The sequence below is a fragment of the Micromonospora sp. NPDC050495 genome (assembly GCF_040655175.1).
Taxonomy (GTDB): domain Bacteria; phylum Actinomycetota; class Actinomycetes; order Mycobacteriales; family Micromonosporaceae; genus Micromonospora.
Map to the genome: position 1 here is coordinate 371,181 of NZ_JBFAJK010000002.1, position 17,604 is coordinate 388,784.

A 17,604-nucleotide genomic window follows, 5' to 3' on the forward strand; every position below is an offset into this window, starting at 1 on the left:
GTTTCGCCGTCACACCCCGTACAACGGCGGCTCCGGGCGGTGGACACGAAACCCCGCAAGAGTGTTCCGATTCCGGCCGGAAGAGGGTGAATTGCGCGCTGGCGGCCGGCGGCGTGCCGTGCTGCCCGCCCGGGGATCACCGCCGGTTGCCGGTCCAATCGCGCAGTGCGTCCGCCACCAGGAGCGTGTCCGGGTGGTTCTCCCCGAGCAGCCGTACGGAGTCGGCGAGCACCTCTTCCAGCAGGCCGATCGCGTCGGCGACACGACCCGCCTGCTGATAGGAGACGGCCAGGTTGCCGCGGGCGTTCACGGTGTCCGGGTGCTCCACGCCGAGCAGCCGCACACAGTCGGCGAGCACCTGTTCCAGCAGGCCGATCGCCTCGGCGGTGCGCCCCGCCCGCTGGTACGAGGTGGCCAGGTTGGCGCGGACGATCAAGGTGTGCGGGTGCTCCGCGCCGAGCAGCCGCACCCGGTCGGCGAGCACGTCTTCCAGCAGGCCGATCGCGTCGGCGGTGCGTCCCGCCTGCTGGTAGGAGGCGGCCAGGTTGGCGCGGGCGCCGACCGTGTCCGGGTGACTCTCGCCGAGCAGCCGCAGCCGGTCGGCGAGCACCGCCTCCTCAAGGGCGATCGCGTCGGCGGTGCGGCCCGCCTGGCGGTAGGAGACGGCCAGGCTGGCCCGGGCGCCCACCGTGTCCGGGTGACTCTCGCCGAGCAGTCGCAGCCGTTCGGCGAGGACCTCTTCGGCGAGGGTGATCGCGTCGGCGGTGCGTCCCGCCTGCTGGTAGGAGGCGGCCAGGTTGGCGCGGGCGCTCACGGTGTGCGGGTGCTCCGCGCCGAGCAGCCGCAGCCGGTCGGCCAGCACGGCCTCCTCGAGGGTGATCGCCTCGGCGGTGCGTCCCGCCTGGCGGTAGGAGGCGGCCAGGTTGGCGCGGGCGCTCACGGTGTGCGGGTGCTCCGCGCCGAGCAGCCGCAGCCGGTCGGCCAGCACGGCCTCTTCAAGGGCGATCGCCTCGGCGGTGCGGCCCGCTTCGCGGTAGGAGGCGGCCAGGTTGGCGCGGGCGCTGACCGTGTCCGGGTGATTCTCACCGAGCAGTCGCACGCAGCCGGCCCGCGCCTCCTCGCCGATGGTGATCGCGTCGGCGGTGCGGCCCGCCTGCTGGTAGGAGGCGGCCAGGTTGGCGCGGGCGATCACGGTCTTCGGGTGATTCTCACCGTGCAGCCGCAGCCGGTCGGCGAGCACCTTCTCCTCGAGGGCGATGGCGTCGGCGGTGCGGCCCGCCTGCCGGTGGGACGCGGCCAGGTTGGCACGGGCGCTCACCGTGTCCGGGTGCTCCGCGCCGAGCAACCGCCCGGCCTGCCTGGTCATGTCCTCCCAATAGGTCCCGGCGGTGGTGTGCAGCCCGGCATCGAGCAGGCTCCGACCGGCCCGGTAGAGCAGCGGATGCGCGTCGGGGTGCCAGAGCAGGTCCCCGGCGTGATCGGCCAGGACGGTGGTGTTGGCGCGCAGCGCGGTGGCGAGCGGGATGCTGGCGTGGTCGCCGTCCCGCCACAACTGCAGCAGCGCGTCGGCGGCCGCGCGGGCCACCACGGCAGCATCGAGGTCGGTGGTCTCGCGCATGGCGCGGGCGGTCAGGGCGTGGACGCGTACGGCGCGGGCCGCGTCGCCCGGGGTGTGGGTGAGCAGCCCGTAGCGGTGCAGCAGCCGCAGCGCCCGGCGGGCCTGCTCGCCGGTGACCGGCGGGCCGTCGCGGTGGGCGGACAGGTAGGTCGTGACGGCGGGGGTGGCCCACAGGGCGTCGGGGTGCCCCGCCGGGTCGCACAGGGCGGCCAGCGCCAGGGCCGGGCGGGCCAGCCCGGCCGGTTCGGCCCGGTCGGCGGCGTCCAGGGCGAGCAGCAGGGTGACGGCCACCGGCCGGCCGTAGGCATCGGGGTCGGCACTGGCCGGCATGAGGTCGGCCAGCCGCTGGGCACCGCTGCGGTAGTCGGCGAGGTAGGCGGCACAACCCTGCTCCTGGTTGATCATGTAGGCGGCGGCGTGCGACAACGCCAGCGGCAGGTGCCCTACCGCGGCGGTCAGGCTGGCCACCTGATCGTCGAGCAGATGAGCGCAGCGGGCCTCGGTGAGCCGCTGGCTCAGGTACGCCACCGACTCGGCCGGGGTGTACACGTCGACGTTGATCTGTTGGCGGCCGGAGCTGGTCAGGGCGGAATCGTGCAGCCGGGTCGTGGCCAGGGTCCATCCGCTCGGCCGCTGCGGCGGCCACCACCGGGCCACCTCGCCGGGGTCGCCGACGTCGTCGAGCACCACCAGCCAGCTGCGCTCGGTGGTGTGCAGCCACTCCAGCAACGCCGCCGCGTCGGCGTCCGGGTCGGTGCCGTCCGCGCCGGGCACACCGGCCCTCACCGCGGCCCGCGCGTACCCGGTGATGATCTGGTCGGGGCTGGCAGCGTCGACCCACACCACCAGGTCCGTGCCGCGCGCGTCGATCGTCTGCCGGGCGAACCACGCCGCCAGCTGTGACTTACCCACGCCGCCGCCACCGGTCAGCACCTGCGTGCCCGGGTGCCCACCGCGGCTGTCGCGGTGCGCCAGCACGACATCGTCGCCGTGGCGGCGGGCGGCAACGACGCTGTCCCGCAGCGACGCTCGGGGTTGGAACGCCGAGGCCAGCGCGGGAGGCTGCCCCACCAGCACCGGCCACACCGGCGCCGGGCGCGGCCGGTGGTCGTGATAGTTCGTGGTGACATCGCCGATGATGACGCCGGGGTTGGCGACACCACCGCGGTCGGCCGACGCGGCACCGGAGCCGGTGACGCTGACCGCGTCCGGTGCCTGCTGCGCCGAGGTGTCGTCGGCCGTCACGATCGGGGTCGGCGCACGATGCCGGTGTTGGCCACCGATCCCGGCCCGTCCGCGCGCGCATCCCCGGAGCGGATGACCTGCGCGGGCCGCTCGGCGCCGTCGACGCTGTCCACACCGGTGTTGGCCTGCCCACCACCGGTGGCCTCTGCCGTGCCGGTGTCCTCGGCCCGCTCCGGTTCCGGCACCACCGCGCCACCTCCTGTCGAGGGCAGCAGATACGGCGCCCCCAACGCCAGCAACGCCAGCACCGCCCCGATGCTGCTGGCCCGCTTGTCCGCCTCGTCCCAGCCCACCCGGGCCAGATACGCCACCAGGGCGACAACGATCACCGCGAACAGGGCGCGGCCGGCCCACCGCCACCTGCGATCCGGCACAGCAGCCACCTCCTGCCGTCCGCCATCAGGGCCCTGATGGCGGACGCTCAGTTTACGGCCACCCCACCACATCCGGTGATCATGATCGTTACCGTCAGCCGTGCCCGCCGTCCCCGATCCCGCCACCCCGGCAGCCGCCAGCGGTCGGTCCATTCTCGACTCGGTGCCGGCCGGCCAGGGCCGCTGCCGGCCGACAGCGAGCCGGTCGGAGCCGCTGACGGGTTCGGCGGCGGGCCGGCCAGTGCTGCTGTCCGGTTCGGCGGCGGGCCGGCCCCGGCCCGGGCCGGCCCGCCGCCCGCGGTCGCGCGGGCGCCTCGTCCCGACGGGCGGGTCACCGGGCGATCGTGATCCCGCCCGGTGACCCGCTACGCGGGTGTCGCCGCGTACGGGCAGATCGCCGGTCTGGTCAGCGTGCGACCGGGCTGCCGCCGGCCCGGGTTCCGCCACATCGGGTGGGCGGTGCCGCCGCCGGGCAGCGCGAACGGGTCCTGGGCCAGGTAGCCGTGCCGGGCGTACAGGTCCCGCTCGGCGGTGGTGGTCGCCTCGGCGTAGGTGGGGAGCAGCGCCTGTCCCATCCGGGCGTTGCTGGCGGCGAGCAGGGTGGCGGCGCGTCTGATCCGGTGCGGGCTCGGCGCGACCGCGAAGAAGGCCAGGTGGTGGTGCGGGCCGGCCGGGCGGTGCGCGTGCAGCACGTCGTCGAGGTGCAGGAAGCGGTCGAGGTGGCCGGCGCAGGCGACGGCGAGCCGGCGGCCGTACCCCTCGGGCGCGGGCACGACCCCGAACCGGTGCAGCCAGACGGCGACGGCGGAGCGGTCGTGCAGCAGGTACGCCTCGCCCGAGAGCAGGGCGTGTTCGATCCAGACCCGGATGACGGCGGTGAGCACGCTGCGGCGGCGGCGCTCGTCGGGTACGAGCCACGCGCCGAGGGCGCTGGCGGCGAACGGGTCGGTGACGAGCGGGACGATGTCGGCGACGTCGCGCCACTGGGCGCGGCGGACAGCCGGGAGGTGAGGCACGGGTTTCTCCTTGCGGTGCGGTCGGTTCGCGTACGGGGTGCGCGACGCGGTGCACCGGCGTGGGCGTCATCGCGTCAGCGGCACGGCGCCTGCCGGTCGCGCCGTGCGGCGGCGACCGGAGGTGGTGCGGTACGCCGGCCCGGGCCGGCGTGGGCAGGTGGGCGGGCCCGATGGGCCCTCGGGTGCGGTGGGGCGCGTCGGCTCGACCGTCGGCTCGGCCGACTACCGGTGCGGTCGGTCGAGGTGACGGCGGCCGAGGTGACGGCGGCCGAGGTGACGGCGGTCGAGGTGACGGCGGTCGAGGTGACGGCGGTCGAGGTGACGGCGGCCGGACCCGGCGCGAGCCGGTCTGACCGGCCGGTTCGCCGGGCGGGTCCCAGCCGTCGGCCGTTGCCCCGCGCGGGCGGTCAGGCGGGTCTGGGGTCCGGTCTGCCGGAACGACCGGCGAGCAGGTGGTCGGGGGCCGGACGGCAGCCGATCAGCCGCAGCCCGGGGGACCAGGAACGGGGGCAGGCCTCGGCCGGGACGCCGGCCCCGCCGGTGGCCGAGCCGGCGCCGGCCGTGCTGGCCGGAGCGTCCGGGGCCACCCCGGGGACGGGGCCCGGTTCGTCGGACCGGGGTACCCGCGCGCGGGCCGCCGCGGTGGTCGACGCGTCGCCGGCGGCGCGGCCCGCCACCGGGCGCGGCGCGAGGCGGGACGGCGCGGCGGCATCGGGAGCGCCGGCCGCGCCGGTCGGTGTGCCCGGGCGGGCGGCGGCGGCCGGTGGATCGCTCGCCGCCGCGTCCCCGGCGGGCGCGGGAGCGTCGGGGAGGGGACCAGGGACGGGGACGGGGGCCGGGGCAGCGGCGGGTGGGCCGAGGATCGGCTGGGTCAGTTCGAGCACCGGATCCAGCACGGGCGGCAGCACCTGGACGATCGGCCCGGTCACCGGCCCGATCAGCTCGGCGACCGGCGCCAGCAGCCGCGACCCGGTGATCGGCCGCACGACGGGGGAGGCCAGCGCCACGACGGACCGGGTCAGCGGGTCGATCACCTCGGCGACGCGCGACCGGCCGGGGGCCGGCGTGTCGGCCCCCGCCGCGCGGCGCGGGTCGGTCACCTCGGGGTCGGGCGCGCTGGTCCGGCCCGCGGGTGGGCGGTCCGGGTCGGCCACCCCGGGCTGGGGCGCGCTGGTCCGGCCCGCGGGTGGGCGGTCCGGATCGGTCGTCCGGGGGTCGGGCGCGCTGGTCCGGCCCGCGGGCGGGCGGTCCGGGCCGGCCATCCCGGCGTCGGGCGCGTCCCCGGGTGGGCTGTTCCCGCCGGCCGTGCCCGCCGGCCGGTCAGCGGTTCGGGGCACCAGGTCGCCGACGACCCGGGCAGCGCCGTGGAGCAGGTCGCGGACCAGGGACGGGGGCTCCGGCTCGGCCGCCCGGTCCGGGTCGCCGGCGGTGGCGTCGTGGTCGCGGGCCACGGCCGGGGGCGTCGGCGCGACCGCCTGGGCCGCGTCGCCCGCGACGGCGTCGGACAGGCCCCACGCGCCGACGACGCCGCCGGCCAGGAGCATGCCGCGCAGCGTCCAGCGAGCCAGTCGGCCGGGACTCCGCGACAACGGGCACCTCCGGTGGCAGTACCGCACGCTCATGCCAGGGCCCCTGATTCTGCCCGGCCCGGCGGGACGAACCGCGGCAACACGCGGAAGGGCCACCGGCCCAGCGGCGGCCGCCGGCGGTGACCCGCTCAGGCCCGGCCGAGCGCCGCGTCGAGCCGGTCGAGCGCCCGGCGGTGACCTGCTCAGGCCCGGCGGAGCGCCGCGTCGAGCCGGTCCAGCTCGTCGGCGACCGGCCCGAGGGTGAGCAGGCCGCTGCCGGCGCCGGCCAGCTCGCCGGCGGCCGGGGCGAGCGTGTCGCGCGCCCGCCGCATCGTCGGCCGGTCGGCGAGCGCGACCGCGGCGCGGCCGATCAGGCACCACAGCGCCTCGAACAGCAGGTCGTGCGGCGGGTCCGGGGCCCGCCGTAGCGCGGCGGCGGCGTCGGCCGGGCGTTCCCGGGCCAGCAGGACGAGCGGTCGCGTCCAGGGCGCGTAGGGGCCCCAGTCGGTGTCGTCGTCGGCGTCGGCCGTCCGGTGGTGCCGCAGCCGCAGGCAGAGCAGTGCCAGCGGGAGCAGGCCGCGCTCGACGCCGGGCATGCCGGCGCCCGGCAGCCGGGCCGCCGCCTCCCGGTAGGCGGCCTCCTCGACCTCGGGCGGCTCCCCGGCCGCCGAGAGCCGCAGCGCCCGGTACCACTGGGTGAACACCCCGACCAGGGGACGTTCGTGCCGCAGGGCGAGCCCGTCGGCGGCGGCGGCGTGCTCGTCCGCGCCGTCGAAGTCGGCGAGCGCGCTGCGGGCCTGGAGTCGGACCAGGTGCCCCAGGATCTCGAACGCCGGCAGGCCGTGCCGGGCCGAGAGCGCGACCAGTTCGGCGCCGATCGCGTCGCGTTCCGGCGCGAGCCCGGCCCACTGGAAGGACTGCATGAAGGTGCCGTTGAGGGCGAACGCCAGCAGGGCGGGATCGCCCAGCCGGCGGGCGATGCGTTCCGCCTCCCGGGCCGCCGTCCGGCCACGCGGCCCCGGGGTGCCCCGCGACTCCACCGCGACCGTGGCCAGCAGCCGGGCCCGGGTGGCGTCGGCGGAGCCGGGGCGCAGCGCGTCGAGGGCCCGCTCGGCCGCCGCCACGATCCGGGCCGCCTGCTCCGGGTCGTCCGAGCGGGTCCAGATCGCCGGTACGTCGTAGCCGCCGATCACCCGGGCGGTGAGGTCGGCGTCGCCGAGCCGTTCGGCCGCGGCGATCGCGGCGACCCGCTGCCCGCGCGCGGCCTCCAGCCCGCCGGGCCCGGCCATGGCCAGCGACCGCAGCAGGCCGACCGTCGACTCCAGCCGGACCCGCGAGTCCGCGGCCACGGTCCGGTGGTACGCGGCGGCCGCGTCCGCCCAGATCCGGTCCGGACCCGGCAGCCCGCCGTCGGCCTGGTCGCTCTGCCGCAGCAGGTCGGTCTCCAGCTGGCGCAGGCGCGGACTCGGGTCGATGCCGAGCTGCTCCCGGAGCAGGCCGCGGGCCCGGCGCAGCACGCCGAGCGCGTCCGCCTGCCGGCCGGCCCGGTACAGCGCGAGGGCGAGCAGCCGCCAGGCCTCCTCCCGCCAGGGATGCTCGGCCACGTGGGCGTCGAGATCCGCGACCACGTCCGCCGGCCGCCCGACGGCCAGCCGCGCCCCGGCGAGGCGCTCGACCGCGTCGAGGCGTACCTGCGCCAGCCGGAACCGTTCGGTCCGGGCCCACGGCTCGTCGAAGTCGGCGTAGGCGGGACCGCGCCACCAGCCGAGGGCCCGGTCGAGCCGGTCGAGCGTCTCGTAGGGCGGGCCGTCGGTCGCGGCCGTCGTCTCGTCCTCGAACCGCCAGGCGTCCACCGCGTCGCGCGGCGCGCGCAGCGCGTACCCCGGTCCCTCGGTGACCAGCAGCCGGGCCGGCTCACGCGGCGGCCGGTCGGGTTCCAGCGCCCGCCGCAGCGCCGCCACGAAGGTCCGGACGGCGCCCACCGCGCCCGGCGGTGGCACCGGCCACAGGTCGTCGACGAGCCGGTCGACGGGGACGACCTGGCCGCGGGCGACGACGAGCCGGGCCAGCACCGCGCGGTGCCGCGGCCCCTTCAGGTCCAGCCGCGCCCCGGTGGCGTCCCAGCCGACGACGGGCCCGAGCACACCGACCGTGACCTGCACCGACCCACCCTTCCTCGCCCTGGCCAACCTAGCGCGCTCATCGGTTGCTCATCGGCCGGCGCGAGGCTGGACGGGTTCACGCTACGAGAAGGGACGACGATGACAACGGCCATCTCCGGGTTCGACTACCAGCGCGTCACGGTCGACGGGACCGTGACGCTGAACGTGGCGGTCGGCGGCGCCGGCAGCCCGATCGTGCTGCTGCACGGCTTCCCGCAGACGCACCTCATGTGGCGGCACGTCGCCGCCGACCTGGCCACCGACCACACCGTGATCTGCCCCGACCTGCGCGGCTACGGGGCGAGCGACAAGCCGCCGGCGGACGACGCCGGCACGTACGCGAAGCGCACCATGGCGGCCGACGTCGTGGCCCTGGCCCGGCAGCTCGGCCACGAGCGTTTCGCCCTCGCCGGCCACGACCGGGGCGCGCTCGTCGCGGTCCGCGCCGGGCTCGACCATCCGCAGACGATCACCCACCTCGCGGCGCTGGACGTCCTGCCCACCCTGGACATGTGGGAGGTGCTGCGGGGTGAGGGCGCCGCGGTCGCCTTCCACCTCTACCTGATGGCGCAGCCACCCGGGCTGCCGGAGCAGCTCATCGGGGCCAGCGCCGACGCCTTCTTCGGGTACTTCCTCGATCTCTGGGGCGGCGACCCGCGGGCCATCCCGGCCGAGATCCGGGCGGAGTACCTCGCGGCGTCGCGGGCGGCGATCCCGTCGATCGTGGCGGACTACCGCGCCTCCGCCGGGATCGACGTCGAGCACGACCGGGCCGACCGGGCCGCCGGGAACCGCCTGGCGATGCCGGTGACCGTGGTCCAGCAGGACTGGGGTGCGGCGCTCGGCTACGACGCCGAGGGGCTCTGGCGGGCCTGGGCCCCCGACCTCGACCACCGGACCACCTCGGCGGGCCACTTCCTGGCCGAGGCGGCGCCGGGCGAGGTCGTCGCGGCCCTGCGCGCCCTGCTGGCCCGCCGGCGCCGCTGATTCGCGCGCCCGGCGCATGCCGGGTGCCGCCGGGGGTAACGCTCCGGCATGGCGCGGTACACCAAGCCCGAGCTGCGGGAGCAGATCAAGGCGGAGATCAGGGCGTCGGACCGGGGCGGTCGGCCCGGACAGTGGTCGGCGCGCAAGTCCCAGCTGCTCACCAAGGAGTACCAGCGGCGCGGCGGGGGCTATACGGGGCCGAAGGACGAGCGGCAGCGCTCCCTGCAGCGGTGGGGCAACGAGGACTGGCAGACCAGGGAGGGTTCCACCCGGGCCCGCCACAACGGCGAGACGAGCCGTTACCTCCCGAAACGGGCCTGGGAGCAGCTCTCCGGCGAGCAGCGGCGGGCGACCGACACCCGGAAGCGGCGGGCGTCCCGGTCCGGGCAGCAGTACGTGGCCAACACGGGGCCGGCCAGCCGGGCCCGCCGGGACGTCACGTCGGCCGAGCGGATGTCGGAGCTGCCGGTCGCCGAGGCGGCCAAGCTCGTCCGGGGCCTGGACACCCGCCAGTTGCGGGCCGCGTTGCGCCGCGAGCGCGGGGGCAAGGCGCGCAAGACGCTCGTGCGGCGGCTGGAGGCCGAACTCGCCCGCCGGTGACGGGCGACGGCCCGGAACCGGCACGGCCACCGCCGGCCGGCCGGTTCCGGACCCGCCCGTCACCAGCCCACGGCCACCAGCAGCCACTGCGGGTCGGCGGCCGACACGAACGAGGACTGGTCGGCGTAGTCGTCGTACGGGAAGCCGTAGGCGCGGCCGCCGATCGCCCGGTCGTGCCAGAACTTGGCGTAGTAGTTGGCCGGCGCCTGCTGGTAGAACAGGCTCGGGTCCGACCACTGTGCCGGCGGCAGGTGCGCGACGTGCCGGTTGAGCGCGGCGCAGCCGGCCGGGTTGCCGGCCAGTGAGCCGGCGCAACCGAAGATGTCCGAGGTGCTGGCCGGCAGCCCCACCGACGACGCGTAGCCGCTGAGGTAGCCGGCGTACTGGCCGCCGGGCCGGAACTGCGGCGTGTTGCCGGGCGAGGGGATGCGGTACGGCGCCTCGCTGGTGGCCAGGTGCTTGAACTCGGCCGGCATGGCGTCGGCGAACCGCTGGAAGGTGACCGACCGGTCCTCGGCGAACGTGGCCTCGGTCTCGCCGACCGCCACGTCGCGGCCGTCGTGGGCGCGCAGCCGCATCGCCAGCTTCAGCCCGAACGCGTCGACCCGGGTGGTGTTGCCGTTGAACTGGTCCGGTCCGACGGTGAACTCGATGAAGTCGCTGTACTGGCTGGTCGGCGAGCCGAGGCGGAAGTACATCCGGCCCGCGGTGTTCACCGGCATGTCGAAGTAGGGCTGCTCGGCGATCGAGTGGGTCTGCCCGTTGTAGCTCCAGTAGACCTGGCTGTCGGGGTAGCGGCCGTTGGTGCGATTGAGCACCTTCACCATGAGCACGTTCGCGGCCGGCGGGATCGAGGCGGTGTCGCCCCAGAAACCACCGGTGGGTGGCGGGGTGGTCGGCGGCGGGGTGCCACCGGAGGTGGTGCGGACCGCGAACTCCCAGAGCGAGTAGCCGTACGTGGTGGCGCGGGCGGTGCCGTACAGCCGCACGTAGCGGCCGGACCCGGTCACGTCGAGCGTCTGGGTGCCGCCGGTGCCGGTGGTGGTGGCGTACAGGGTGGTCCACGGGCCGTCCGGCGCGGCGGCGACCTGCACCTGGAAGGCCCGGGCGTAGGCCGCCTCCCACTGGAGGGTGACCTGGCAGAGGGTCTGCGTGCTGCCGAGGTCCACCCGCAGCCACTGGGGGTCGGCAAAACCGCTGGACCAGCGGGTGCCGGCGTCGCCGTCGACCGCGGCGGCGGCCGGGGTGGCGGTGGTCTCCGCCGAGGAGGCGGCCGCGGGGCGGTTGAGCGCGGCGTTGCCGGCGCAGCCGGCGGAGGCGGTGCTGCCGTAGATCCGCAACTCCCACAGCGAGTAGCCGTAGCTGGTGGCGCGGGCGGTGCCGTACATCCGTACGTAGCGGCCGGTGCCGGCCACGGTGAGGGTCTGGGTGCCGCCGGTGGCGGTGGTGGTGCTGTAGATGGTGGTCCAGGGGCCGCCGGGGTCGGTGGCGACCTGGAGTTGGAAGGCCCGCGCGTAGGCGGCTTCCCAGACGAGTTGGACCTGGTCGATGGTGGCGGTACCGCCGAGGTCGACCTGGAGCCACTGCGGGTCGCTGAACTGGCTGGCCCAGCGGGTGTTCGGGTCGCCGTCGGTGGCCGCGGAGCCCGGTGTGCCGGCGTTCTCGGTGGACGACGCGCTCGTCGGCCGCCCCTGGGAGATCAGGGTGGAGGCGGCGCCGGCGGCGGGCGGGGCGGTCGCGACGGCGCCGCCGGCGAGCAGGGCCAGCACGGCCACGGCGGCGGCGCGGAGGCGGCGGCCGACGCGGGCCGGCCGGGTTCGGGGTGGGCGGGCGGGGGTGGGGTGCATGGCATCTCCTGCGGTTGGTGGTCCGGCGGGAGAGCGCTCTCGGCCCGAGGGTCGCCCCCGGCCCCGGGTCCTGTCAAGCCGCCCGCGCCCGGCGGTCAAGATCAATTCCGGACTTCGCCCAGGCCATTGACGGATAGAAGCGACTCGATGAAGTCTGGTGACGGGCGCTCTCACTCTCCCGACCATCAGTCCGTCGACGGGAGCCGTCATGCCTACGCCACCACCCCCGTCCCGCCGCCGCGCCACCACCATCGCGGCGCTGCTCGTCCTGCTCGCCGCCTACCTGACCGTCCCCGGGCGGCCCGCCACCGCCGCCGGGCCGCTGCTCTCCCAGGGCCGGCCGACCACCGCCTCCTCCGTCGAACAGGCCGGCACCCCGGCCGCCGCCGCCACCGACGGCGACCCCGGCACCCGCTGGTCCAGCGGCTTCGCCGATCCCCAGTGGCTCCAGGTCGACCTCGGCGGTACCGCCACCATCGACCAGGTCCAACTCGTCTGGGAAGCCGCCTACGCGCGGGCCTTCCAACTCCAGGTCGCCACCGACCCCGGCGGCCCCTGGACCACCATCTACAGCACCACCACCGCCACCGGCGGCACCCAGACCCTCACCGTGGCCGGCACCGGCCGCTACGTACGGATGTACGGCACCGCCCGCGCCACCGGCTACGGCTACTCGCTCTGGGAATTCCAGGTCTACGGCAGCACCGGCCCCAGCCAGCCCGGCGGCCGGCCGATCTCCGAGTTCAAGAAGGTCGACGCGTCGTCGTGGGAGGGTGGCAACGCGCCCGCCGCGGCGCTCGACGGCCGGACCAGCACCCGGTGGTCGAGCCAGTTCAGCGACCCCCAGTGGCTGCGCGTCGACTTCGGCGGTGTCGCCACCATCAACCGGGTCGTGCTCGACTGGGAGGCCGCCTACGCCACCGGCTACCGGCTGGAGACCTCCTCCGACGGCAACAGCTGGACCACGATCTACTCCACCACCTCCGGCCGCGGTGGCGTCGAACAGCTCGCCGTCACCGGCACCGGCCGCTACCTGCGTTTCTCCGGCACCGCCCGGGCCACCGGCTACGGCTACTCGCTCTGGGAGTTCCAGGCGTACGGCACGGTCGACGAGGCGGCCAGCACGGCGTCGATGCTCTCCGGCCCGACCCGCCCGCCCGGCACGCTCAACCAGTTCGCGCTGACCGCCCCGGCCGACGGCGCCATGGTCACCACCACCCGCCGGCCCGCCCTCAGCTGGGCGGCGGTCGCCGGCGCCACCCGCTACCAGGTCTGGATCAACATCAGCCGCACCGACTACGACTTCACCGCCCCCGGCAACCTCATCGACCTCTACACCAAGGTCGCCGAGCCGACCGGCACCTCCTACACCCCGACCTGGGACCTGCCGGACCGCTGGACCTACAAGTGGTACGTCACCGCCACCGGCGCCACCACGACCACCTCGACCATCCGGCGCTTCAGCGTCTACCTGCCCACCCTGGAGACCGTCGCCGACGGGGTCGGCGTCGTCGCCGGCAGTCGGGACCTCAACCGCGACGGCGCCATCGAGCCGTACGAGAACTGGCGCCTCCCGGTCGACGCGCGCGTCGACGACCTGCTGGGCCGGATGACGGCCGAGGAGAAGGCGTACCAGATGTTCTACAACGCCCAGGCGTACCCCCGGTCGGGCTGGCACTTCGGCCCCGCGCAGGCGCAGGACCTGCACAACCAGCTCCTCGCGGCGTCCGGCACCCGGCTGGGCATCCCGTTCGTCTCGGCGGGCGACACCATCCACGGCTACCAGACCACCTACCCCATGCAGAGCGCTCTCGCCGCCGCCCGGAACTACGCGCTCGACTACCGGCTCGGCGACATGCAGCGGCGGGAACAGCTCGAGGTCGGCACCCGGGGCGTCCTCGGGCCGCTGGCCGAGGTGGGCACCAAGGTGATCTACCCGCGCATCCAGGAGGGCAACGGGGAGAACGCGCAGGTGGCCGCCGCCCAGGTGCGGGCCCTGGTGGCCGGCCTGCAGGGCGGCCCGGAACTCAACCCCGCCTCGGTGCTGGCCACCGTGAAGCACTGGCCCGGTGAGGGCGCCGGCGGGGAGGCGCTGATCGTCTACGACGGCGTGACGATCAAGTACCACCTGATCCCGTTCCGGGCCGCGATGGAGGCGGGCGCGGTCAACATCATGCCCGGGTACGCCGGCAGCTCGTACCTCGATCCCGGCGGGCCGGGCGCCGGCGACAGCGCGCCGATCCTCGCGTACCTGCGGCAGAACCTCGGCTACCAGGGCCTGATCACCACCGACTGGCTGCCCTCCGGCTCCTGGGTCGGCGCGGCGAAGGCCGGCTCCGACGTGATGGGCGGCGCGGACCCCGGCGCGGCCGGCTTCTCGATCGCCACCTTCCTGGCGAACGTGCCGGCCGCCCGGATCGACGACGCGGTCCGCCGGGTGCTGCGGCTCAAGTTCCAGCTCGGCATCTTCGAGAACCCGTACGGCGACCCGGTCAACGGCCCGTACCGGTTCCACCAGCCGGCGTACACGGCGCTGGCCAACCAGGCCTCCCGGGAGGCGATGACGCTGCTGAAGAACGACGGCGCGGTGCTGCCCATCCGGCTGGGCACCGGGGACAACATCGTGGTGGCCGGGCCGCGGGCCGCCGACCCCACCGCCTGCTGCGTCTGGACCAGCTTCTTCCACGCCGAGTACGGCTCGCAGACCATGCTGGAGGCGATCCGGACCCGGGCCGCCCGAGCCGGCGTCAACGTCTACGCCGACGACGGACCGAACCCGAAACTGGCCGTCGTGGCGGTGGGGGAGACGTCCTACACGCACGCCACCAACTGGCCGAAGGAACAGCCGTACCTGCCCCCCGACCAGCTCAAGGTGATCCAGGACTTCCGCGCCCGGGGCATCCCCGTGGTGGTCGCGCTGGTCCTGCCCCGGCCGTACGTCATCACCGAGTGGCGCGACCTGGCCAGCGCCATCGTGGTGACCTACCGGGGCGGCGAGGAGATGGGTCCGGCCCTGGCCGGCCTGCTCTTCGGCGACTACGCGCCGAGCGGCCGGCTGCCGTGGCAACTCCCGCGCAGCCTCGCCGACGTGCTGCGGCCCGGCGGCACCGACGTGCCGGCCGACGCGGTTGAGGCCTGGGACCTGCCGTACGACCTGGGGGCCAGCGCCACCGAGCGGGCCCAGATCCGGGCCAGCATCGACGCCGGCCAGCCGCCGGCGACCGGCTACGGCAACCCGCTCTACCCGTACGGCGCCGGTCGGACCGGGTTCTGAGCGGTCACGCACGGCGGGCGCCGGGCCGCGCGGCCCGGCGCCCACCCGGGTGCCGCGAAGTCGGCGCGGCCCGGGCATGGTCGCCGGCGGAACGGGAAGGTCAGGGCCGCTGACGAACGGACCCGGGGAGGAGGCGTCATGACGCAGCCGGTGGGCCGACCGAGATGACCATGACGGGGCGGCAGTTGCCTCCCGTGACGGTCGAGCGGTGGGTGAACTCGCCGCCGCTGACCCCCGACGACCTGCGCGGCCGGGTGGTCCTGATCGACATCTGGGAGTACACCTGCGTCAACTGGATCCGCACGGCGCCCTACGTCAAGGCGTGGCACCGCGACTACGCGGACCTGGGGCTGACCGTCATCGGCGTGCACGCGCCCGAGTTCGGGTTCGGCCGCGACGCCGCGCACATCGACCGGGCGATCCGGGACCACGGCCTGACCTACCCCGTCGCGCTGGACAACGGGTTCACCTTCTGGCGCGCCCTCGGCAACGACGCCTGGCCGGCGAAGTACCTCTTCGACGGCGACGGGTGGCTGGTCGACCGCTGGGTCGGCGAGGGCAGCTACGAGCGGGTGGAGTCGGAGCTGCGCCGCCTGCTGGCGATCCGGACGCCGGGCATCCGGCTGCCGCCGGTCAGCGCCGAGGTGACCGGGTACGCCACCACCGGGGAGCCCTCCTACCTGGGCATCACGCCGGAGACGTACCTCGGCGCCGACCGGGGGGTGCCGGGCACGTTCGCGGTCGCCGGCGACTGGCGCAGCGCCGGGGAGTACGTCGAACTGACGGGCGGCAGCGGTGAACTCACCCTGCCCTTCCACGCCGGCGAGGTGAACCTCGTCGTCGATCCGGGACCCGCCGGCCCGGCCGCGCTCCGGGTGCTGCTCGACGGCGACCCGATCGGCGTGGAGCGGGGGGCCGACGTCGGCCCGGACGCGGTGGCGCGGATCGACCGGGCGGCCATGTTCCGGCTCGTCGCCGGAGCGAGCCGGACCGACCACAGGCTGACCCTCGCGGTCGACCGGCCCGGCTTCCGCGCGTACGTCTTCACCTTCGGCCCGTGAGGGCGAGTCCTGACAGCTGAGCATCCGACGGGGGACGCAGCGATGAGCGACAAGACCGAGAAGGCGATTCTGGCGGGCGGCTGCTTCTGGGGCATGCAGGACCTGATCCGCAAGCGCCCCGGGGTGGTCTCCACCCGGGTGGGCTACACCGGCGGCGACGTGCCGAACGCCACCTACCGCAACCACGGCACCCACGCCGAGGCGATCGAGATCAACTACGACCCGGACCAGCTCTCCTACCGGGATCTCCTGGAGTTCTTCTTCCAGGTCCACGACCCGACCACCAAGAACCGCCAGGGCGGCGACGTGGGCCTCAGCTACCGGTCGGCCATCTTCTACACCGACGAGCAGCAGCGGCGGGTCGCCGAGGACACCATCGCCGACGTCGACGCCTCCGGCCTCTGGCCCGGCAAGGTGGTCACCGAGGTCAGCCCCGCCGGCCCGTTCTGGGAGGCCGAGCCGGAACACCAGGACTACCTGGAGCGCAACCCCGGCGGCTACACCTGCCACTTCGTCCGACCCGACTGGAAGCTCCCGCGGCGCGGCGAGAACGCCGCGTAGTGGCCGGCCCGGCCGTCGTCCGACCGCAACCCGACCGACAAGGAGACCGCACGTGGCCGTCAAGACGCTGACCCGCCCGACCACCGACCTCCGCCCGTTCCGGATCGAGGTGCCCGAGGCGGACCTCAAGGCGCTGCGGGCCCGGATCGCGGCGACCCGCTGGCCGGAGAAGCAGACCGTCGGCGACCAGTCCCAGGGCGTGCCGCTGGAGACCAGCCAGGCGCTCGCCCGGTACTGGGAGAAGGAGTACGACTGGCGCAAGGTCGAGGCCCGGTTGAACGCCCTGCCGAACTACATCACCGAGATCGACGGGCTCGACATCCACTTCATCCACGTCCGCTCCCAGCACGACAACGCGCTGCCGCTCGTCGTCACGCACGGCTGGCCCGGCTCGGTGATCGAACAGCTGAAGATCGTCGGGCCGCTGACCGACCCGACGGCGCACGGCGGGTCCGCCTCCGACGCCTTCCACCTGGTGATCCCGTCGATGCCCGGCTACGGCTTCTCCGGCAAGCCGAGCGCGCCCGGCTGGGGCCCGGAACGCATCGCCCGGGCCTGGACGGAGCTGATGACCCGCCTCGGCTACGACCGGTTCGTCGCGCAGGGCGGCGACTGGGGGGCGCTGATCACCAACATCATGGGGGTGCAGAAGCCGCCGCAACTGGCCGGCATCCACACCAACATGCCCAGCGCGGTCCCGCCCGACCTCGACGCGCTGTTCCAGTCCGACATCACCGGGGCGAACAACGCGCTCGGCTCGCTGCCGGCCGGCCTCTCCGCCGAGGAGAAGCGGGCCTGCGAGCAGCTGGACTTCTTCTGGAAGCACTCCGCGTACGCGCTCATGATGGCGACGCGGACCGAGACGCTGACCGGCCTGGCGGATTCGCCCGTGGCGCTGGCGAGCTTCCTGCTCGACCACGACGCGGCCAGCCTGGAGCTGTTCTGCAAGGCCGTCGACGGTCAATCCGTCGGCATCACCCGCGACGACCTGCTCGACAACATCACGCTCTTCTGGGTGACCAACACGGGCGTCTCGGCGGCCCGCCTCTACTGGGAGAACAAGCTCTCCTTCTTCGGCGCGAAGGACATCTCGGTTCCGGCCGCGGTGAGCGTCTTCCCCGACGAGCTGTACGAGGCTCCGCGGAGCTGGGCGGAGCGGGCCTATCCCAACCTGATCCACTACAACAAGCTCGACCGGGGCGGGCACTTCGCCGCCTGGGAGCAGCCGAAGCTGCTCTGCGACGAACTCCGCACCGCGTTCCGGTCGCTCCGTTAGCCGGCCGATCGCCGT

The 17,604-nt window shown here is 75.2% G+C and carries 12 protein-coding genes; 6 read left to right on the forward strand and 6 right to left on the reverse strand.

What is annotated here, in order from left to right; all coding sequences use genetic code 11:
• Positions 1-136: 136 nt before the first annotated feature.
• The 5 genes from AB0I11_RS04795 to AB0I11_RS04815 form a co-directional block, all read right to left on the reverse strand.
• Entirely contained in the window at positions 137-2,863 is a 2,727-nt protein-coding gene (locus AB0I11_RS04795; RefSeq protein WP_357313126.1) for a tetratricopeptide repeat protein, read from the reverse strand.
• Positions 2,860-3,237 (reverse strand): hypothetical protein, encoded by a 378-nt coding sequence (locus AB0I11_RS04800; RefSeq protein WP_357313131.1) that lies wholly within the window; start codon positions 3,235-3,237, stop codon positions 2,860-2,862. Before AB0I11_RS04800 ends, AB0I11_RS04795 begins: the two co-directional genes overlap by 4 nt.
• Positions 3,238-3,602: 365 nt before the next feature.
• On the reverse strand, positions 3,603-4,253 hold the full coding sequence (locus AB0I11_RS04805) for a hypothetical protein (RefSeq protein ID WP_357313134.1): 651 nt from the start codon (positions 4,251-4,253) through the stop codon (positions 3,603-3,605).
• A gap of 407 nt (positions 4,254-4,660) precedes the next feature.
• The gene (locus AB0I11_RS04810; RefSeq protein ID WP_357313137.1) at positions 4,661-5,797 is read right to left on the reverse strand and encodes a hypothetical protein; all 1,137 of its coding nucleotides are present in this window, start codon (positions 5,795-5,797) and stop codon (positions 4,661-4,663) included.
• 227 nt (positions 5,798-6,024) lie between these two features.
• Positions 6,025-7,983 (reverse strand): BTAD domain-containing putative transcriptional regulator, encoded by a 1,959-nt coding sequence (locus tag AB0I11_RS04815; protein ID WP_357313140.1) that lies wholly within the window; start codon positions 7,981-7,983, stop codon positions 6,025-6,027.
• A gap of 99 nt (positions 7,984-8,082) precedes the next feature.
• On the opposite strand from AB0I11_RS04815, the gene AB0I11_RS04820 reads away from it, so the two are divergent.
• Entirely contained in the window at positions 8,083-8,970 is an 888-nt protein-coding gene (locus AB0I11_RS04820) for an alpha/beta hydrolase (protein WP_357313144.1), read from the forward strand.
• A gap of 48 nt (positions 8,971-9,018) precedes the next feature.
• Positions 9,019-9,570, forward strand: a complete 552-nt coding sequence (locus AB0I11_RS04825; protein ID WP_357313146.1) for a DUF5872 domain-containing protein — start codon at positions 9,019-9,021, stop codon at positions 9,568-9,570.
• Positions 9,571-9,629: 59 nt separating this feature from the next.
• Here the strand turns inward: AB0I11_RS04825 and AB0I11_RS04830 are convergent, their stop codons facing one another.
• Positions 9,630-11,417, reverse strand: a complete 1,788-nt coding sequence (locus AB0I11_RS04830; RefSeq protein ID WP_357313151.1) for a discoidin domain-containing protein — start codon at positions 11,415-11,417, stop codon at positions 9,630-9,632.
• Positions 11,418-11,625: 208 nt separating this feature from the next.
• On the opposite strand from AB0I11_RS04830, the gene AB0I11_RS04835 reads away from it, so the two are divergent.
• The 4 genes from AB0I11_RS04835 (at position 11,626) to AB0I11_RS04850 (ending at position 17,589) form a co-directional block, all read left to right on the forward strand.
• Positions 11,626-14,691 carry a discoidin domain-containing protein gene (locus AB0I11_RS04835; protein ID WP_357313155.1) on the forward strand — a complete coding sequence of 1,022 codons (3,066 nt, stop codon included), beginning with the start codon at positions 11,626-11,628 and terminating at the stop codon, positions 14,689-14,691.
• A 194-nt stretch (positions 14,692-14,885) separates the two neighbouring features.
• Positions 14,886-15,752 (forward strand): redoxin family protein, encoded by an 867-nt coding sequence (locus AB0I11_RS04840; RefSeq protein WP_357313158.1) that lies wholly within the window; start codon positions 14,886-14,888, stop codon positions 15,750-15,752.
• Positions 15,753-15,794: 42 nt separating this feature from the next.
• On the forward strand, positions 15,795-16,313 hold the full coding sequence (msrA, locus tag AB0I11_RS04845) for a peptide-methionine (S)-S-oxide reductase MsrA (RefSeq protein WP_046564299.1): 519 nt from the start codon (positions 15,795-15,797) through the stop codon (positions 16,311-16,313).
• A 52-nt stretch (positions 16,314-16,365) separates the two neighbouring features.
• A complete protein-coding gene (locus AB0I11_RS04850; protein ID WP_357313162.1) occupies positions 16,366-17,589 on the forward strand; it encodes an epoxide hydrolase family protein in 1,224 nt (407 codons plus the stop codon).
• Positions 17,590-17,604 lie beyond the last annotated feature (15 nt).